Genomic DNA, 16617 nt, shown 5'->3' on the forward strand with positions numbered 1-16617 from the left:
GTCTGCATGGCCGATCCCATCACCGTCGCGATCGAGCGACGCATCGATCCGGCCCGCACCGCAGAGGCCACGAGCTGGATGCAGGCGGGCACCGACCTCGCGACGACCTTCCCGGGCTTCCTCGGCTCCGGCTGGGTGCGCGCCGGCGAGGAGAGCGACCTCTGGTACATGCTCTACCGCTTCCGCGACATCGCGACGCTCGAATCGTGGGAACAGTCGTCGGCGCGCGACTGGTGGCTGCAGTCGGGTCAGGCGTTCGCCCGCGAGGAGCGCGTCGAGCGCCGCACCGGCATCGAGGGGTGGTTCGACGCTCAGGGCGGCGCACTCTTCGAGCCGCGGGTCGCGACCGGCCCCGTGCCCACGCCGCCATCTGCGCCTCCCCGTTGGAAGCAGGCGGTCGCCATCTGGCTCGGCTTCTTCCCGACCAATGCGCTCGGCACCTGGCTGCTCGGCATGATCCCGGGGTTCGCCGAGATCCACCTCGTCGCGCGCATCGCGATCAGCACGGCGATCTTCACGCCGATCATGGTGTTCTTCGTGCTGCCCTGGGTCACGCGGATACTGCGCCCCTGGCTCCACCGCTGACCGTCAGCGCTGCTCGGGCTCGTCGCCCTCTTCGGGCGCAGCGCGCTCCTCGAGCTCATCGCCATCCACGGACGCTTCGACGGCCTCAGGTTCGTCACCCTCCGCGACCTCGACCTCGGGCTCCGACTCCGGCGCCTCAACTGCGGGGATCTCGACGTCCGGCGACTCCTCGATGACCGGATCGAGCGCGACCGGCTCGGCCGCGGCATCCGCCGGCACACTATCGACCTCAGCGGCATCCACCACAGCGGCATCCACCACTGCGTCGTCGACAGCGGGGATCTCGACGTCCGGCGACTCCTCGATGAGGACCGTCATGTCGACGGTGGCAGGCCCGGTGACAGCAGTCGCGGCAGCGAGCGCGCGGAGCTCCCGCCGCGATTGCGGAGCTGCAGCAGCCGCAGCCATCTCCGGCAGCGCCGGCTCGCCGCGCTTGACGCGACGACGCTCCTTGGCGCCCTCGACGAGGTTGTAGAGCGCCGGCAGTACCAGCAGCGTGAGCACGGTCGACGACACCAGACCGCCGATGACGACGATCGCGAGCGGCTGCGAGATGAACCCGCCGTGGCCGGTGATACCGAGCGCCATCGGCGTCAGCGCGAAGATCGTCGCGAGCGCCGTCATGAGGATCGGCCGCAGTCGTCGCGCACCACCGGCGATGACCGCCTCGGGCGTCGTGAGCCGCTTCTCGCGGTACTGGTTGACGAGGTCGATGAGCACGATCGCGTTGGTCACGACGATGCCGACGAGCATGAGCACGCCGATGAGCGATGCCACACCGAGCGGCACGCCCGACACGATCTGCAGCAGGATCGCACCGGTCGCCGCGAACGGCACCGAGACGAGCAGCAGCAGCGGCTGCCGCAGCGACTTGAAGGTCGCGACCATCACGATGTAGACGATGAGGATCGCGGCGAGGATCGCGAGTCCGAGCTGGAGGAACGCGTCCTGCTGCTGCGTGACGACACCGCCGACCTCGGCGTTCGCGCCGTCGGGCAGGTCGAGCGCGGCGAGCGCCTCGGTGACGGTGGCGGATGCCGCGGTGAGATCGTCCGACGCCGGGGTGACCGTGACCGCCGCGGTGCGCTGCCCGCGCTCGGTGGTGATCGACGACGGCCCCTGGGACTCCTCGATGGTCGCGAGCTCGTCGAGACGGACGAGGCCCGTCGCCGAGGCGATTTCGAGCGACCGCAGCTCGTCGATGGTCTGCGGGATCTCAGCAGCCTGCAGGTACACCGTGAGCGAGGCGTCGTCGATCTCGACGGTGCCGACTTGGCGCGGCTGCATCGTGTTCGACACGAGCCCGCCGACCGCAACTTCGGAGAGACCGCGGGCCGCCGCTTCGGAGCGATCCACGGCCACGGCGACGTAGGGCAGCGACGCCGACAGGTTCGACGTGACCTGGTCGATGCCGTCGCGCCCCTCGAGTTCGGCGACGACCTCGTCGGTGGCATCCTGCAGCACACCCGCGTCGGGGGCGGTGACGTCCACCTCGATGTCGCTCGACCCGAATCCGCCCTGGGCGGCGGCGATCGCGATCTCGCCGACACCGTCGAGATCGGCGACGGCCTCTTGCACATCGGTGCGGATCTGCTCCTGGTCGGCGGAGGCGTCGGTGGTGATCGAGTACGTGATGCCCGAGCCGCCACCGGCGAACGCGTCACGCAGCTCGGACCCGCTCGACCCGATCGAGGTCTGCACCGTCTCGATCCCGTCGACGGCGAGCAGCGCCTCCTCCACGCGCGCGGCGGCTTCGTCCTGCGCGTCGAGACTCGCGGTGTCGCCGACGTTCTGCGTGACGGTGAGCGTGTTCTGCCCCGAGTCGCCGAGGAAGTTCGTCTTCATCAGGGGCACGGCGGCGAGGGTGCCGCCGAGCACGAGCACAGCGAGGATGATCGTGACGCCCGAGTGGCGGAGCGTCCACCGCAGCACCGGGATGTACGCCCGCTGCATCCGGGACGGCGGCGCAGCAGGGTCTTCGGGGTCGATGGCGCGGCCGTGCTCGTCGAGCACCGGCTTTCCGGGCCGGAGGAACCAGTACGCGAGGACCGGGACGATGGTCAGCGAGACGAACAGCGACGCGAGCATCGCGATCGTGACGGTGAGCGCGAAGGGTCGGAACAGCTCGCCGGTGAGGTCACCGACGAACGCGATCGGCAGGAACACGGCGACGGTCGTGAGCGTCGAGGCGGTGATCGCCGCCGCGACCTCGCGGACGGCGAGCAGGATCGACGCGAGCTTGTCAGCGGTGCCGACGTAATGCCGCTTGATGTTCTCGATGACGACGATCGAGTCGTCGACGACGCGGCCGATCGCGATCGTGAGCGCGCCGAGCGTGAGGATGTTGAGCGAGTACCCGAAGGCCTGGATGCCGACGAATGTGATGAGCACGCTCGTCGGGATCGAGATCGCGGTGACGAGCGTCGAGCGCACCGACAGCAGGAACACGAGGATCACGATCACCGCGAACGCGAGGCCGAGGAGACCCTCCTGCGCGAGCGCCTCGATCGACTGCTCGATGTAGGGCGCCTGATCGAAGACGATCGTGAACTCGGCGTCGCCGCCGATGGCCTCCTGCAGCTGGGGCAGCGCGTCGATGACGGCGTGCGAGACATCGACGGTGTTCGCTGCGGGCAGCTTGGTGATCGAGACGGTGAGGGCGGGTTCGCCGTCGACGCGCGAGATCGACGAGACGGGGTCTTGGTCGAGGGTGACCTCGGCGACGTCGCCGACGGTGACCTCGCCGCCGGCGAGTTGCTCGGCCGACGAGGGGACGAGCGGCAGCGCTGTGATCTCGTCGATGGATGCCAGCTTCGTGCCGGTCTGCACGGTGAGGGTCTCGTCGCCCTCGTCGACGGTGCCGCCGGGGAACAGCACGCCGTTCTGGTCGAGGGCGTCGGTGATGGCGGCCTGCGTGTACCCGGCCTCGGCGAGCGCCGCCTGGTCGGGGACGATCGTGACGCGCGCCGTCTGACCGCCGATGATCTGCGCGGCGGCCACGCCGTCGAGGTCTTCGATGTCGGGCACGACGCTGTTCTCGAGGCGCGCCTGCACGGCGTCGGCGTCGTCGTAACCGGTCAGCGCGACAGCGATGACCGGCAGGTCGTCGGTGGAGAAGGCGAGCACGCTCGTGTCGATGCCGTCGGGCAGCGAGTCGTCGATGCGGTTGATCGCCTGGAGGATCTTCTGCTCGGCCGTCGCGAGGTTCGTCCCGTAGGCGAACGATGCCTGAATGATCGACGCGTTCGTCGTGCTCGTCGCGCTCGTCGATTCGAGGTCGGGAACGGCCTGGATCGCCTGTTCGATCGGCGTCGAGACGTCGTTGTTCACGACGTCTGGCGAGGCGCCCGGGTACGTCGTGAGGATCGACAGCTGCGGCAGCTCGATCGGCGGGATGAGCTCCTGCTTGAGGTTCGTCAGCGCGAGGCCGCCGAAGATCGCGGCCACGATCGTGATCAGCGCGATGAGCGCCCGGTTCTTGAGACTCAGGACGGCGAGATTCGACACGAGGGGCCTTCTCTTCGAGGCGGAGACGTCCCCTCCCCGGGGGACCCCTTCAGTTTCCCATGCGTCCGCTTTCGTTTGGCTGAAGGGTGGATCGCTGCGTGGATGCCGCGTCAACCGGCGAACACCCCGCCGAGCATGAGTCCCGCTGCCGCCGCCACGGCGCAGGCGGCGAACGTGCCGAGGAGGTTCCCCCAGGCGAGGTCGCGCCGGCCGCGCCGCGCGAAGCGGGCACTGTCGACCGCGACGGTGCTGAAGGTCGTGAACCCGCCGAGCAGACCGACGCCGAGGATCGTGACCCACGTGGCATCCACCAGCAGGTCGAAACCGACGACGAGACCGAGGCCGAACGATCCGACGATGTTCACGATAAGGATGCCGAACGGGAACGCCCCGGGCCGGCGCGCGCCGATCGCGGTGTCGACGAGAAAGCGGAGCCCGGCGCCGACGCCGCCTGCGACGATGACGAGGGCGATCATGCGTCGACCTCGTCACGGGTGCCGAGCATGAGCCCGACGCCGGCCGCGAAGAAGCCGCCGAGCAGACTGACGCCGATGAGCAGCATCCCCACGACCGGGGCGTTGGTGAACGTCTCGAGGGCGTGGACGGCGAACGCGCTGTAGGTCGTGAAGCCGCCGAGGAAGCCGGTCCCGACGAGGAGCCGCAGTCCTCGGCGCCGCTCCCCCAGTGCGCCCGCCAGGAGTCCGAGCAGGAATGATCCGACGATGTTGATCGCCATCGTCACGGCGGGCACCACCAGTGGATGCGCGCCGTCTCCGATGGGCAGCACGATTGCGGCGCGCACGGCGACGCCGCCGGCCCCGCCGATCATCACGATCAGCAGCGCCAGCCACCAGACCGGACGAGCGGATGCCACATCGTTACGCTATTGCCCGGAACCTTCGGTACCGCGGCACGGATCGCGGCGAGGACCGGATCCGGTCAGGTGAGGATCAGCTGCCGGATCGCGGACTCGGGCGAGATGCCGGTGTCGAGCACGATGCCGCGCCGGTACCGGTCGAACACCCTCGGGTCGATGTACGAGCTGCGGGCGACGGCCGGGGTGTTGCCGAGCGCTTCGGAGGTGGCCTTCACCGCGAGCACCTCGGCGCGCTTGCGGTCGCGTTTCGTGTCGACGACGCCGATGCGGGCGAGCGCCTCGGCGGCGAGGATCGTGCCTCGCAGCGTGCGGAAGTCTTTGGCGGTGAACGACCCTCCGGTCATCGCACGGACGTACTCGTTGACGTCTTTGGCGGTCAGTGCGACCCGGCGCCTGCCCCGCAGGTAGGCGAGGAGCGGCGAGCTTGGTCGCCCGGCGGCGAGGAGCGTGATCGCGGCGGCGAGGTCTTCGTCGTCGATCTCCATCGTCTGCCGCTGGCCGCTCTTGCCGGGGAACCGCAGCGTGACAGTGCTCCCCTCGACCGTCGCGTTGCGCCGCGACAGCGTCGTGAGCCCACGGCTGCCGTGCGTGACGAGGTAGCGCTCCGCTCCGACGCGCGGTGCGGCCTGGTCGAGCAGGCGGAAGGCGACCGCGAGCACGCGCTCCCGGTCGATGTCCTCACGTCGGAGCGAAGTCGTCACCCGCCCGCGGGCACGGGGGAGCGCCTCGGCGAGCGCGAGGGCTCGCGCGTACTTGCCGCGATCACGACCGGCCGTCCACTGCGGGTGGTACATGTACTGCACGCGCCCGGCATCGTCGACACCCGTCGCCTGGATGTGGCCGTTGGCGAGTGTGCAGATCCACACCTCCTGCCACGCCGGCGGGATGACGAGGGCACGCACGCGTTCAGCCTCGCGTTGCGGGAGCGGGACGCCGTCGGCATCCACGTATCGAAAGCCCGTCCCCGCACCGAGACGGCGGTAGCCGAGGTCCGTGCCGGGGCTGACGCGCTTGAGTCGTGGCACGGTGTCGGTCCTGCTTTCTGGTGCATACGGGCATGGATCGGCCCGCGTCCGGTAACGCTATGGCACCGTGTCGGGCCGCTGTCAAGGGGATGCGAGACCCCCGGATGCCCCTGGTACCAATGACTCGGCACACACCCGTGCCACACCCGCCGCACCTGGCGGATGCGGAGACGACAAGGAGCCTCCAATGAACCTCGCACTCATCATCATCATCGTGATCGCCATCGTGCTCGCGATCGTCAGCGGCCTCGGAACCGGTCTGGAGTTCCTGCTCTGGGTCGCGATCATCGTCGGTGTCATCGCGCTCATCGCCTTCTTGATGCGAGTACTGCGCAAGAACACCTGAGCTCCGGCACCCCCGCCGGCCGTGCTTCTCCCCCAAGAAGCGCGACGAAGCCCCCTCCCGGTTTCCGGTCGAGGGGGCTTCGCCATGTGGTTCAGTCCGCGCCGAGGTGGCGCCGCAACGCTGCCCGCACGAACGCGGCACCCTGCTCACCGCCGTAATTCGCGGCGAAGCGAGGGTCCGCGACGTACATGTCCGCGAGGCCGAGGACGTATGCCTCAGTGTCCGCGGGCGTGCCCGGCACGCCGCTCAGCCAGGCAAGATGGCGATCGGCCAGCGCCTGCGCTTCGTCCGACTCGGGCGGGATGCCGCGGGCGGCGGCATCCGTCCAGTCGGTGGCGAGCTGCGCGGTCGTCGCCTGCCAAGCGGCCCGCTCCTCGTCGCTCATGCCACGCCACCAGCGGTCGCCACTCGCGTACGCGTCGGCGCCCCAGCGGCGGGTGACCTCTTCTTCGTGGACGGTGTGGTCGAATCCGTCGAACATCTGCTCAGCCACGGGTGTCTCTCCTTTCTCGAGTGCGTCGATGGTCGATGCCACCGCCGCGATCTGTCGGCCGATGCGGCCCTGCTCCTCTCGGAGCCACGTCAGGTGGGCAGCGAGTGCGTCCTGCTCCCGCTGTCCTCGGGCGAGCACGTCGCCGATCTGCGGCAGCCCCAACCCCAACTCGCGCAAGAGCAGAATCCGCTGGAGTCGGACGAGGGATGCCGCGTCGTATGAGCGGTAACCGTTCGCGCCGCGCCCCGCGGCCGGCAGGAGTCCGACCGCGTCGTAGTGACGCAGCGTTCGACTCGTGGTGCCGGCGAGCTTCGCGAGCTGCTGGATCGACCATTCGGTGTGCATGCGGATCAGCGTAGAAGTTGACGCGACGTCAAGGTCAAGCGCTGAACCCTTCCAACTCGAGATATATCGTGTTATCGTCCTTCCAACGCGATATATCTCGAATCGCCCCGCATCCCCCAGGAGACGACATGACACTCGAGAAGTGGCTCATCCAGCCGGGCGAGACCCGGGTCATCGACCTCGACGACATCCGCAAGCTCAAGGTCGGACTCGTCGGCGGACAGGTCGACGTCATCGCCCACGACGAGCCCGGCGTCCGCATCGAGGTGCACTCGGTCACGGGCAAGGAACTCCGCATCGAGGCCGACGGCGGCGCCGTCGAGATCGACCACGCGCAGCTGCGCTGGGACAACTTCCTCGACGTGTTCCGCAACTTCGGCTCTGGCGGCCCGCAGGCCGAGATCAGCGTGGCGGTACCGCGCGAGATCGCCCTCAACCTCGGCATCGTGAGCGCGAGCGCGCTGGTGTCGGGCCTCGCCGCCGGCGCGAAGCTCAACACCGTCTCGGGCGACCTCATCGTCGACGGCCTCACCGGCGACCTCACCGTGAACACCGTCTCGGGCGACGTGCAGGTGCGCTCGCTCACCGGCACGCTCGGCGCGAACTCCGTGTCGGGCGACGTCACCGCGACGGGCACCATCCGCTCGGCATCCATCGACACCGTCAGCGGCGCGGCGCTCATCGACACCACCGGGCCGGCGCAGAGCATCGGCTTCAACACCGTCGGCGGCGGCGTCACCATCCGCCTCGACGAGTCCGTCGCGACGAAGTACGCGCTGCGCACGGTGAGCGGCAAGCTGCGCGTCGACGGCGTCGACCGCTCGTCCGGGCCGATCGGCTCGAACTACGCCGGCTCGGTCGGCGAGCTCAGCGGCTCATTCGCCGACGTCCGCGCCAACACCGTGTCGGGCGACGTGACCGTGCTCCGACGCACCACCGTCGATGAGAGCCCGGTCGACGCCGTCACCGGCGACGCCCCGACCCCCGAGGAGTGGTGACATGCCCCCCGTCTTCTCCCACGGCGATCTGCGCCTCTACCTGCTGAGCCTGCTCGACGAAGGTCCGCGCCATGGCTACGACCTGATGCAGGCGCTCTCCGACCGCACCGGCGGCACCTACACGCCGAGCGCCGGCACCGTGTACCCGCGACTGTCGAAGCTCGAAGAAGAGGGGCTCGTCACCAAGACCGTCGACGGCCGCAAGACGATCTACGAGATCACCGATGCCGGTCGAGCCGAAGTGGCCGCCCGCGCTGGCGACCTCGAGGGCATCGAAGCGGGCCTCAGCGACAGCGTGCGGCTGATCGCGGAGGGCGTCCGCGCCGGCGTCCGCGAGGCGATGCGCAGTCTGCAGGCCGACCTCGCCGCGGCATCCGCATCGGCGTCATCCGCACCGCCCGCTTCGCCTGCTTCGCACCCGGGTGACGCCCGGAGCGAGGCGCGCGAGCAGGTGCGACGGGCCGAGGCGCTCATCGCGGAGTTCCGCGCCGACATCCGGACCGACCTCCGCACCCATCTCGCGAAGGGCGGCGACGTCGCGGCATCCGTCATCGACGACCTCGCCACCGCACTCGACGACGCGGCGAAGGCCGTCCGTCGCGCCACGCGCGGCTGATCCGCTCGCCGGTCAGGCGCCGGGCCAGAGGTCCTCGTCGTCTCGCGCGGGTTCACCCAGCGGGACGACGAGGATCGGGCGCGGCTGTCGGTGCGCGAGACGAGCTCCGACCGATCCGGTGAAAAACTCGCGGATCGACTCGCCGATGCCGCGTTTACGGGTGCCGACGACAATCAGGCGCGCGTCGGTCTTCTCGGCGACATCCTTCAGGGCCATCGCGGGGTCGCCGACCAGCAGCTCGAGCGTCCACGGCACGTCCACGCCCGCCAGCGAACGCGTCACCTCGTCGCGCATCTGCGCCGCGAGCGCCTCGCTCGGGACGGCGTCAAGGTTGATCGGCGCGGTGTGGACGTAGCCGTCGGGGTCCTCGTACGAGACGAACCGGGTGATGTCGACGTGGGTGACCAGCAGCGGCGCGTCGTGCAGCCGCGCGTACGACGCGGCCTCCTGCACCACGCGCGGCGATTGCCCGGGAATGACGCCGACGATGACGGGACGGTACGGTCGGCGGCCGATCTGCGGCGAGGCGTCGGTCATGTCGGGTGCTGCCTTTCGTCGGGTCCCGGCCGACCTGCCGCACGAGGGTGGCAGGAGGGCTCCGTGATATCCTGGATGCTACTCTTCCCGGCTTTCTGCCGGACTGTGACTGCAGCGAGCACTCGGACCAGCTCGCGACTCGTGAAATGAGGGGGTTGCGCATGGGGCGTGGCCGTCAAAAGGCGAAGAACACCAAGATCGCCCGTGAACTCAAGTACGAAACGTACGGGCTGAACATCAACGCGCTCGAGCGCGAACTCGGCGCGCCTCACGAGGAGCAGTACGAGGACAAGTGGGCTGACCAGTACGAGGACGACGAAGACGAGGACGACGACGATTCGTCGGAATCCACGTCGCCCACGTACAACAAGGCCTGACGCCTTTTCCTCGACGCACGATCGCGGATGCGCGGCATCCGCTCGATCGGTGCGTCACCAGCGCCCGTAGCGCCGTTCCCACTCGTCTTCGACGGTGCCGGGCCGCGCGATGATGAATCCGGCCGGGAACGCCAGCGCCGAAATGATCCCGATGAACACGAGGGCGGCCGTCCAGTCGCCGGATGCGTCGTGGATCAACCCCACGCCGACCGGTGTGAACGTCGTGATGCCGTAGCCGACGCTCTGCACGAACGAGCTCAGCGCGACCGTCGCGTCGTGCGTCCGGGTGCGCGCGCCCACGAGCGTGAGCACGGCGGGGAACAGCAGCGGCACGAGGCCGAGGCAGGCGACCCACAGCCACGGGGCGAGCGTCGGGGCGAAGAGCAATCCGAGCGCGCCCGCCAGACCCAAGGCAGCGGCGAGCGTCCACAACGGGATGATCATCCGGAAGCGCGCCACCAGCACCGGCACGACCAGTGACGTCGGCAGGCCCATGAACGCGAACAGCGAGAGCAGCAGACCCGCGTCGTGCGGCGTGACCCCCGCCACCTCGACGAGGATCGTCGGCAGCCACGCGAACGAGATGTAGGCGGTCGAACTCGTCGCGACGAACGAGACGATGAGCGCCCACGGCGTCCAGAGCCGCCACATGCGGCCGAGCATGCGAGGGCTCGCCTCTTCGAGGTCGACGTCGACCGGATTCGCTCGCTCGCGGATCGCCTGCACGATCCAGGGCACCATCGCCGAGAGCGCGAACACTGCCCAGACCCCGACTGACAGATGCCAGTCGGTCGCATCGGCGAACGGCACGGCGACGAGCGGCGGCACGAAAGTCGAGATGGCCATCATCGTCGAGTAGATGGTGGTCATCAGGCCGATGCGGTCGGGGAGGTACTTCTTCACGAGCGCAGGCAGCAGGACGTTGCCCACGCCGATGCCGGCGAACACGAGGGCGGATGCCGCGAGGAGCGCGCCGGCATTCGGCGCAGCTGCGCGGGCGACGAGCCCGAGGGTGATGATCGCGAGCGCGGTGATCGTCGAGCGCTCGAGGCCGAACCGGCGCTCGAACCCCGGGGCGACAAGGCCGAACACGGCGTAGCAGAGCGGCGGCACGGTGCCGATCAGGCCGATGACCGTCGACGGCAGCGCGAAGTCGCGCGCGATGTGGTCGTACAGCGGCGACAGTGAGGCGACGGCCGAGCGGAGCGAAAAGGCCAGCAGGACGATGCCGATGAGCGCCAGTGCCCGGCCCCGCCACAGCGGGCGGGCAGGCGGGTGTGTCACCGATCCAGCCTAGACCGGCGTAGAGGGCGGTCGGCGCGGAAGCGGGCGGCTCGGGCGCGGGTGCCCCGCAGCGCGGCATCCGCTCTGTTCAGGTGGCACCGAGTGCGCCGCTTCGTGCCGAGTGCGCCGCATGTTGCGAGGCAACAACCGGCACGCTCAGCCACAGGCAGCGCACTCGCCGGGGAAGCGAGGCTCGCGGGCAGCACCCGGGCTTAAGACTCCTGCGAGCCCTCGACCCAGGCGAGGTACTCCTCGGAGACGGTGCCCGTGATGTAGCGGCCGTCGAAGCAGCTCATGTCGAGGTCCTCGACGTCGGGGGAACCCTCGAGGATCGCCGCCTTCAGGTCGTCGATCTCCTGGTAGACCATGTAGTCGGCGCCGAGCTCCTCGGCGATCTCGGGGATCGTGCGGCCGTGCGCCACGAGCTCGTGCCGCGACGGCATGTTGATGCCGTACACGTGGGGGAAGCGCACCGGCGGGGCGGCCGACGCGAACGTGACCGACTTCGCACCGGCATCCCGGGCCATCTGAATGATCTCCTTCGAGGTCGTGCCGCGCACGATCGAGTCGTCGATGAGCAGCACGTTCTTGCCCTTGAACTCGCTCGACATCGCGTTGAGCTTCTGACGCACGCTCTTCTTGCGCACCGCCTGCCCGGGCATGATGAACGTCCGGCCGATGTAGCGGTTCTTGTAGAAGCCCTCGCGGTATTCGAGCCCCAGCTTGCGCGCCACCTGCATCGCGGCGGGCCGCGACGAGTCGGGAATCGGCATGACGACGTCGATCGACCCCGCGGGCGTGTACTTCGCGATCGTGTCCGCGAGGCGCTCCCCCATACGCAGGCGCGCCTCGTAGACCGAGATGCCGTTCATCACCGAGTCGGGACGGGCGAGGTAGACGTACTCGAACGAGCAGGGTGCGAGCTTCGGGCTCGGCGAGCACTGCTTCGTGAACAGGTTGCCCTCGAGGTCGATGAACACGGCCTCACCCGGCTCGACGTCGCGGACGACCTCGAAGCCGCCGTTCTCGAGCACGAGCGACTCGGATGCCACTGTCCACTCGTAGCGGCCGTTCTCGGCGCGCCGCGTGCCGAGGATCAGCGGGCGGATGCCGAACGGGTCGCGGAACGCGAGCAGGCCGTACCCGGCGATCAGCGCGATCGCGGCGTAGGAGCCCTCGACTCGCTCGTGCACGCGGCTGACAGCCTCGAAGATCTGCTCATGGTCGAGCTCGAGGCCCGAGATGACGGCCTGCAGCTCGTTCGCGAGGACGTTCACCAGCAGCTCGGTGTCGGAGCTCGTGTTCAGGTGTCGACGGTCGGTGCGGAAGAGCTCCTCGGTGAGCTCGCGCGTGTTGGTGAGGTTGCCGTTGTGCACCAGCACGATGCCGTACGGGGCGTTGACGTAGAAGGGCTGCGCCTCTTCTTCGTTCGACGCGGTGCCCTTGGTCGCGTAGCGCACGTGGCCGAGGCCGATCGTGCCGAGCAGCGAGCGCATGTCACGCGTGCGGAACGCCTCGCGCACCATGCCGCGGTGCTTCGCGATGTGGAAGACGCCGTTCTCTTCAGCGGTTGCGATGCCGGTGGAATCCTGGCCGCGGTGCTGCAGCAGCAGCAGTGCGTCGTAGACCTCCTGGTTGGCGAGTCCCTGTCCGACGACGCCGACGATTCCGCACATTGGTGTTGCTCAGTCCGTTCCTGCGTAGGACCCGACGAGCCGCACTGCGCCGCCGTCGACCCCCTTCGCGCCCTGCTCGTAATGACCGCTGGGGAGTGCGGCATCCGACACCGTCCCGACCTGCCAGGTCGCGATGCCCGCTGCCGTGAGGGCGGATGCCGCGGCGTCGGCGACGTCTGCCGCGACGACCGCGAGGAAGCCGATACCGAGGTTCCAGGTGCCTTCGGTGTCTGTCAGGTCGAGTCCGCCGAGGTCGGCGAGGACGCGGAAGACCGGCGCCGGGCTCCAGGTGGAGCGGTCGACGTCGACCCACGTGCCCTGCGGGAGCACACGGGCGAGGTTCGCGGCGATGCCGCCACCGGTGACGTGGCTGAGGGAGTGGATGCCGCTGTCGAACTCGTCGATCACGCGGAGCAGCGGCGACGTGTAGAGGCGAGTCGGCTCGAGGAGTTCTTCGCCCCAGGTGCGGCCGAAGTCGGCGGCGTTGTCGCCGTAGCCGATGCCCGCGTTCGCGATGATGTGGCGCACGAGCGAGTAGCCGTTGGAGTGCAGGCCGCTCGAGGCGAGCGCGAGCACGACATCGCCGGAGCGGACGCGGTCGGCACCGAGCACTTTCGATGCCTCGACGGCACCGGTCGCGGCGCCCGCGACGTCGTAGTCGTTCACGCCCAGCAGGCCCGGGTGCTCGGCGGTCTCGCCACCGACGAGGGCGGTGCCCGTCGCGGCGCAGCCGTCGGCGATGCCGCGGACGATGTCGGCGATGCGCTCGGGGAAGATTTTGCCGCAAGCGATGTAGTCGGTCATGAAGAGCGGCTTCGCGCCCACCACGACGATGTCGTCCACGACCATGCCGACGAGGTCTTGCCCGATGGTGTCGTGCTTGTCGATGGCCTGCGCGATGGCGACCTTCGTGCCGACGCCGTCGGTGCTCGTCGCGAGCAGCGGCTTCGAGTAGCCCAGCAGCGCCGACGCGTCGAACAGGCCGGCGAACCCGCCGACACCGCCCAGCACCTCAGGGCCGTGGGTACGACGGACCGCCGACTTCATCAACTCGACGGCGAGATCGCCCGCCGCGGTGTCGACGCCGGCTGCAGTGTAGGGATTCGGTGGAGACGAGGCCACGGGTTCAGCCTACCGCCCGGCCGGGCGGGTCAGATCCGTCACGGCAGGGCGGGCGCGGCATCCGCTCACGTGCGTTCAGGTGGCACCTCTTGTCGCCTCGGGGCGCACGAAGCGGCAAGACCTGCCACGTGAAGCCGGGGCGCTTGGCACCCGCGCCCCTAGGATGGCGCCATGAGCGGGGCTGAACGGCCCGAGTGGGTCGTGAGAGAGGATGCCGGGGCGGCGGTGCTCGTCGCCCTGTTCGTGCGCCAACAGCTCGGCATCCGCGCCCCTGACGAACTGCCCCATTTGCGATCGGCCCCGTCGCGCAGCGCGCCCGACGACGACGCACAGCGGCTGCTCGAACGGCAGTGGCTCGCGTATTGGGCGATGACGGTCGAACCGCAGGCGCACCCATCCCCGGTGCCGCTCGACCTCGTCGACGGCTTCGAGACCTTCGCGGTGCTGCCGGTCGAGGGGTTCGACGAGTTGCGCAACGCGATGGCGCCGCACGCGGCCGACGCGGTCGCCTACGCGCGGAGCGCGAACGACCGCTACACGCTGCAGACGCGGAGCGGCTCGGCGAGCAGCTACCGCGCCTACGCCAGCGCGATCGCCGAGCACGAACGCCGCGTCGGACGCCGCGCCCACTCGTTCGAGCTGAACGTGCAGGTGCTGCCGCTCACGCAGCGGGGCGTGTGGTGGATCGGTTCGCTCACCGTCGCCGTCACCGACGGCCTGCGCGGTGACGTCGCCGCCTTCGACCCCGCGATCCAGCCGATCATCGCCGAAATCGCCTGAGGGTCAGTCCTCGTCTTCGCGGACGGTCTCGTGCTCGATCCGCACGGTGCGGACGTGACGGCGCGAGGCACGGTCGAACACCAGTGCGACGAGAGCGCCGAGCGCGACGCCGACCGGCACGCACACGAGCAGCAGAAAGCCGAAGACCTGCGTCGTCGAGTAGGTGACGCCGGCAGCGGATGCCTGGGCCGAACCGTCGAACGCGAACGTGAGGATCAGCGCGACGAGCAGCCCGAGCCCGCCGCCGAGCACGAAGAACACGCTGAAGCGGGGGCTGCGACGCAGCTCCGCGGACTCGACATGCGACTCGGTGTGCTCGGCCATGGCTCCATTGTCCCACCGTGGGACAGTGCGCACAGCGGGCGGCGCGTTACGGGCGCAGCGGCAGGAGTCCGATGAGGTCGGCGCGGGTGCCCGAGGCGCGCACGGTGCCCGCGGCGACCGCGTCGTCCCAGGCGAGCTCGCCGGTCGCGAGGGCGATCCAGGTCGCGGCATCCATCTCGATGACGTTCGGCGGCGTGCCGCGTGTGTGGCGCGGGCCCTCGACGACCTGGACGGCACCGTACGGCGGCACGCGGACCTCGACCGAGTTGCCAGGCGCCTTCTCGACGAGCAGCTGCAGCAAGTAGCGCACGCCGGTGCCGAGGTCGGCGCGGGTCGTGCTGCCGGCGGCGACCGCCGCGAGGGCGTCGCGGCCGTCGCCGGTGGAGATGCGGGGCATGCGCCCACGGTAATGCCCGAGTGGGACACGACCGCGCCGATAGGCTGGCCGGGTGAAGATCCTCGTCCTCGGTTCCGGTGCCCGCGAGCACGCCATCATCCTCGCCCTCCGTGCCGAAGACGCCGGACACGAGATCCTCGCCGCCCCCGGCAACGCGGGCATCGGCGCGGACGCGGCGCTCATCCCGATCGACCCGAACGACCCCGCGGTCGTCACCTCGTTCGCGTTCGAGAACGCGATCGACCTCGTCATCATCGGCCCCGAGGCGCCGCTCGTCGCCGGCGTCGCCGACGCGCTGCGCGGACGCGGCATCCCCGTGTTCGGCCCCGGCAAGGCGGCGGCGCAGCTCGAAGGATCGAAGGCCTTCGCGAAGCGGATCATGGATGCCGCGGGCGTGCCCACCGGCCGCGCCGCGCGCGCCCGCACCCTCGACGAGGTCGCGGCGGCGATCGACGAGTACGGCGCGCCCTACGTCGTGAAGGCCGACGGCCTCGCCGCAGGCAAGGGCGTCATCGTCACCGAGGACCGTGCCGCGGCCCTCGCCCACGCCGAGACCTATCTGCCCGCGGGTGGCATGCTCGTGGAGGAGTTCCTCTCGGGCCCCGAGGTGTCGCTGTTCTTCGTCTCGGACGGCGACACGGTGCGCGCCCTCACCCCCGCGCAGGATTTCAAGCGCGCGTATGACGGCGACGCCGGCCCGAACACCGGCGGCATGGGCGCCTACTCCCCGCTCCCCTGGCTCGCCGAGCGCTTCGGCAGCGAAGCCGAGTTCGTCGCCGAGGTCACTCGTGACGTCGCACAGCCGGTCATCCGCCAGCTCGACGCCGAGGGCACCCCGTTCATCGGGCTGCTCTACGCGGGCCTCATCCTCACCGACGAGGGCGTGAAGGTCATCGAGTTCAACGCCCGCTTCGGCGACCCCGAGACGCAGGTCGTCCTCGCGCGCCTCCGCAGCCCGCTCTCGCGCCTACTGCTCTCGGCCGCGGCCGGCACGCTCGAGTCGGAGCCCGAGCCCGAGTTCGGCGACGACGTCGCCGTGACCGTCGTGCTCGCGAGCGAGGGCTACCCCGAAGACCCGAAGACCGGTCGAGTGATCGAGGGGACGGATGCCGCGGCATCCGTCGACGGCGTCCACCTCGCCCACGCCGCGACCCGTGCCGAGGAGGCCGGTCTCGTCGCGACCGGCGGCCGCGTGCTCAACGTGGTCGCGACGGGCGCCGACTTCGCCGGCGCCCGCGCCCGTGCCTACGACGCGCTCGGCCGCATCACGCTCGAGGGCTCGCACTTCCGCACCGACATCGCCGCCCGCGTCGCCGAGTAGGCCCCGC

At 69.9% G+C, this 16617-nt stretch carries 18 protein-coding genes; 7 read left to right on the forward strand and 11 right to left on the reverse strand.

Annotation, left to right across the window (positions count from 1 at the left end; all coding sequences use genetic code 11):
- Positions 1 to 6 precede the first annotated feature (6 nt).
- On the forward strand, positions 7 to 585 hold the full coding sequence (locus QNI14_RS05630; RefSeq protein ID WP_283715436.1) for an antibiotic biosynthesis monooxygenase: 579 nt from the start codon (positions 7 to 9) through the stop codon (positions 583 to 585).
- Positions 586 to 588: 3 nt separating this feature from the next.
- Here QNI14_RS05630 and QNI14_RS05635 read toward each other — a convergent pair whose 3' ends face one another.
- The 4 genes from QNI14_RS05635 to QNI14_RS05650 all read right to left on the reverse strand — a co-directional run bounded on the left by QNI14_RS05635 (position 589) and on the right by QNI14_RS05650 (position 5994).
- The gene (locus QNI14_RS05635) at positions 589 to 4092 is read right to left on the reverse strand and encodes an efflux RND transporter permease subunit (RefSeq protein WP_283715437.1); all 3504 of its coding nucleotides are present in this window, start codon (positions 4090 to 4092) and stop codon (positions 589 to 591) included.
- 110 nt (positions 4093 to 4202) lie between these two features.
- On the reverse strand, positions 4203 to 4568 hold the full coding sequence (locus QNI14_RS05640) for a fluoride efflux transporter FluC (RefSeq protein ID WP_283715439.1): 366 nt from the start codon (positions 4566 to 4568) through the stop codon (positions 4203 to 4205).
- Positions 4565 to 4966, reverse strand: coding sequence for a fluoride efflux transporter FluC (locus tag QNI14_RS05645; protein ID WP_283715440.1), 402 nt, complete (start codon positions 4964 to 4966; stop codon positions 4565 to 4567). The genes QNI14_RS05640 and QNI14_RS05645 overlap by 4 nt, the downstream gene beginning before the upstream one ends.
- A gap of 65 nt (positions 4967 to 5031) precedes the next feature.
- Positions 5032 to 5994, reverse strand: a complete 963-nt coding sequence (locus QNI14_RS05650) for a DNA topoisomerase IB (RefSeq protein ID WP_283715441.1) — start codon at positions 5992 to 5994, stop codon at positions 5032 to 5034.
- A gap of 187 nt (positions 5995 to 6181) precedes the next feature.
- On the opposite strand from QNI14_RS05650, the gene QNI14_RS05655 reads away from it, so the two are divergent.
- Positions 6182 to 6340, forward strand: coding sequence for a hypothetical protein (locus QNI14_RS05655; RefSeq protein ID WP_283715442.1), 159 nt, complete (start codon positions 6182 to 6184; stop codon positions 6338 to 6340).
- A gap of 91 nt (positions 6341 to 6431) precedes the next feature.
- Here QNI14_RS05655 and QNI14_RS05660 read toward each other — a convergent pair whose 3' ends face one another.
- On the reverse strand, positions 6432 to 7178 hold the full coding sequence (locus QNI14_RS05660) for a MerR family transcriptional regulator (protein ID WP_283715444.1): 747 nt from the start codon (positions 7176 to 7178) through the stop codon (positions 6432 to 6434).
- A 128-nt stretch (positions 7179 to 7306) separates the two neighbouring features.
- Here QNI14_RS05660 and QNI14_RS05665 point away from each other — a divergent pair, with 128 nt between their 5' ends.
- Positions 7307 to 8176: a DUF4097 family beta strand repeat-containing protein gene (locus QNI14_RS05665; protein WP_283715445.1), complete on the forward strand. Its 870-nt coding sequence runs from the start codon at positions 7307 to 7309 to the stop codon at positions 8174 to 8176.
- 1 nt (position 8177) lies between these two features.
- On the forward strand, positions 8178 to 8792 hold the full coding sequence (locus QNI14_RS05670) for a PadR family transcriptional regulator (protein WP_283715446.1): 615 nt from the start codon (positions 8178 to 8180) through the stop codon (positions 8790 to 8792).
- Positions 8793 to 8804: 12 nt separating this feature from the next.
- On the opposite strand, the gene QNI14_RS05675 is transcribed toward QNI14_RS05670, so the two are convergent.
- Positions 8805 to 9329, reverse strand: coding sequence for a universal stress protein (locus tag QNI14_RS05675; protein WP_283715447.1), 525 nt, complete (start codon positions 9327 to 9329; stop codon positions 8805 to 8807).
- A gap of 161 nt (positions 9330 to 9490) precedes the next feature.
- Here QNI14_RS05675 and QNI14_RS05680 point away from each other — a divergent pair, with 161 nt between their 5' ends.
- Positions 9491 to 9706, forward strand: coding sequence for a DUF3073 family protein (locus QNI14_RS05680; protein ID WP_283715448.1), 216 nt, complete (start codon positions 9491 to 9493; stop codon positions 9704 to 9706).
- A 54-nt stretch (positions 9707 to 9760) separates the two neighbouring features.
- Here the strand turns inward: QNI14_RS05680 and QNI14_RS05685 are convergent, their stop codons facing one another.
- The 3 genes from QNI14_RS05685 to purM form a co-directional block, all read right to left on the reverse strand.
- The gene (locus tag QNI14_RS05685; RefSeq protein WP_283715449.1) at positions 9761 to 10990 is read right to left on the reverse strand and encodes an MFS transporter; all 1230 of its coding nucleotides are present in this window, start codon (positions 10988 to 10990) and stop codon (positions 9761 to 9763) included.
- A 212-nt stretch (positions 10991 to 11202) separates the two neighbouring features.
- Entirely contained in the window at positions 11203 to 12666 is a 1464-nt protein-coding gene (purF, locus tag QNI14_RS05690; protein WP_283715450.1) for an amidophosphoribosyltransferase, read from the reverse strand.
- Positions 12667 to 12675: 9 nt separating this feature from the next.
- On the reverse strand, positions 12676 to 13788 hold the full coding sequence (gene purM, locus QNI14_RS05695; protein ID WP_283715452.1) for a phosphoribosylformylglycinamidine cyclo-ligase: 1113 nt from the start codon (positions 13786 to 13788) through the stop codon (positions 12676 to 12678).
- A 171-nt stretch (positions 13789 to 13959) separates the two neighbouring features.
- Here purM and QNI14_RS05700 point away from each other — a divergent pair, with 171 nt between their 5' ends.
- Positions 13960 to 14568 carry a zinc-binding alcohol dehydrogenase gene (locus QNI14_RS05700; protein WP_283715454.1) on the forward strand — a complete coding sequence of 203 codons (609 nt, stop codon included), beginning with the start codon at positions 13960 to 13962 and terminating at the stop codon, positions 14566 to 14568.
- A gap of 3 nt (positions 14569 to 14571) precedes the next feature.
- Here the strand turns inward: QNI14_RS05700 and QNI14_RS05705 are convergent, their stop codons facing one another.
- Positions 14572 to 14892 carry a potassium transporter Trk gene (locus tag QNI14_RS05705; RefSeq protein WP_283715455.1) on the reverse strand — a complete coding sequence of 107 codons (321 nt, stop codon included), beginning with the start codon at positions 14890 to 14892 and terminating at the stop codon, positions 14572 to 14574.
- A 46-nt stretch (positions 14893 to 14938) separates the two neighbouring features.
- Positions 14939 to 15289 (reverse strand): sterol carrier family protein, encoded by a 351-nt coding sequence (locus QNI14_RS05710; RefSeq protein ID WP_283715456.1) that lies wholly within the window; start codon positions 15287 to 15289, stop codon positions 14939 to 14941.
- 52 nt (positions 15290 to 15341) lie between these two features.
- On the opposite strand from QNI14_RS05710, the gene purD reads away from it, so the two are divergent.
- Positions 15342 to 16610 carry a phosphoribosylamine--glycine ligase gene (gene purD, locus QNI14_RS05715; protein WP_283715457.1) on the forward strand — a complete coding sequence of 423 codons (1269 nt, stop codon included), beginning with the start codon at positions 15342 to 15344 and terminating at the stop codon, positions 16608 to 16610.
- Positions 16611 to 16617 lie beyond the last annotated feature (7 nt).

The organism is Microbacterium dauci (genome assembly GCF_030065535.1).
GTDB classification, from domain to species: domain Bacteria; phylum Actinomycetota; class Actinomycetes; order Actinomycetales; family Microbacteriaceae; genus Microbacterium; species Microbacterium dauci.

Coding starts and splice junctions, on each gene's coding strand:
- QNI14_RS05630 (WP_283715436.1), top strand. CDS start 7: ATGGCCGATCCCATCACCGTCGCGATCGAGCGACGCATCGATCCGGCC.
- QNI14_RS05640 (WP_283715439.1), bottom strand. CDS start 4,568: ATGATCGCCCTCGTCATCGTCGCAGGCGGCGTCGGCGCCGGGCTCCGC.
- QNI14_RS05655 (WP_283715442.1), top strand. CDS start 6,182: ATGAACCTCGCACTCATCATCATCATCGTGATCGCCATCGTGCTCGCG.
- QNI14_RS05660 (WP_283715444.1), bottom strand. CDS start 7,178: ATGCACACCGAATGGTCGATCCAGCAGCTCGCGAAGCTCGCCGGCACC.
- QNI14_RS05665 (WP_283715445.1), top strand. CDS start 7,307: ATGACACTCGAGAAGTGGCTCATCCAGCCGGGCGAGACCCGGGTCATC.
- QNI14_RS05670 (WP_283715446.1), top strand. CDS start 8,178: ATGCCCCCCGTCTTCTCCCACGGCGATCTGCGCCTCTACCTGCTGAGC.
- QNI14_RS05675 (WP_283715447.1), bottom strand. CDS start 9,329: ATGACCGACGCCTCGCCGCAGATCGGCCGCCGACCGTACCGTCCCGTC.
- QNI14_RS05680 (WP_283715448.1), top strand. CDS start 9,491: ATGGGGCGTGGCCGTCAAAAGGCGAAGAACACCAAGATCGCCCGTGAA.
- purF (WP_283715450.1), bottom strand. CDS start 12,666: ATGTGCGGAATCGTCGGCGTCGTCGGACAGGGACTCGCCAACCAGGAG.
- QNI14_RS05700 (WP_283715454.1), top strand. CDS start 13,960: ATGAGCGGGGCTGAACGGCCCGAGTGGGTCGTGAGAGAGGATGCCGGG.
- QNI14_RS05705 (WP_283715455.1), bottom strand. CDS start 14,892: ATGGCCGAGCACACCGAGTCGCATGTCGAGTCCGCGGAGCTGCGTCGC.
- QNI14_RS05710 (WP_283715456.1), bottom strand. CDS start 15,289: ATGCCCCGCATCTCCACCGGCGACGGCCGCGACGCCCTCGCGGCGGTC.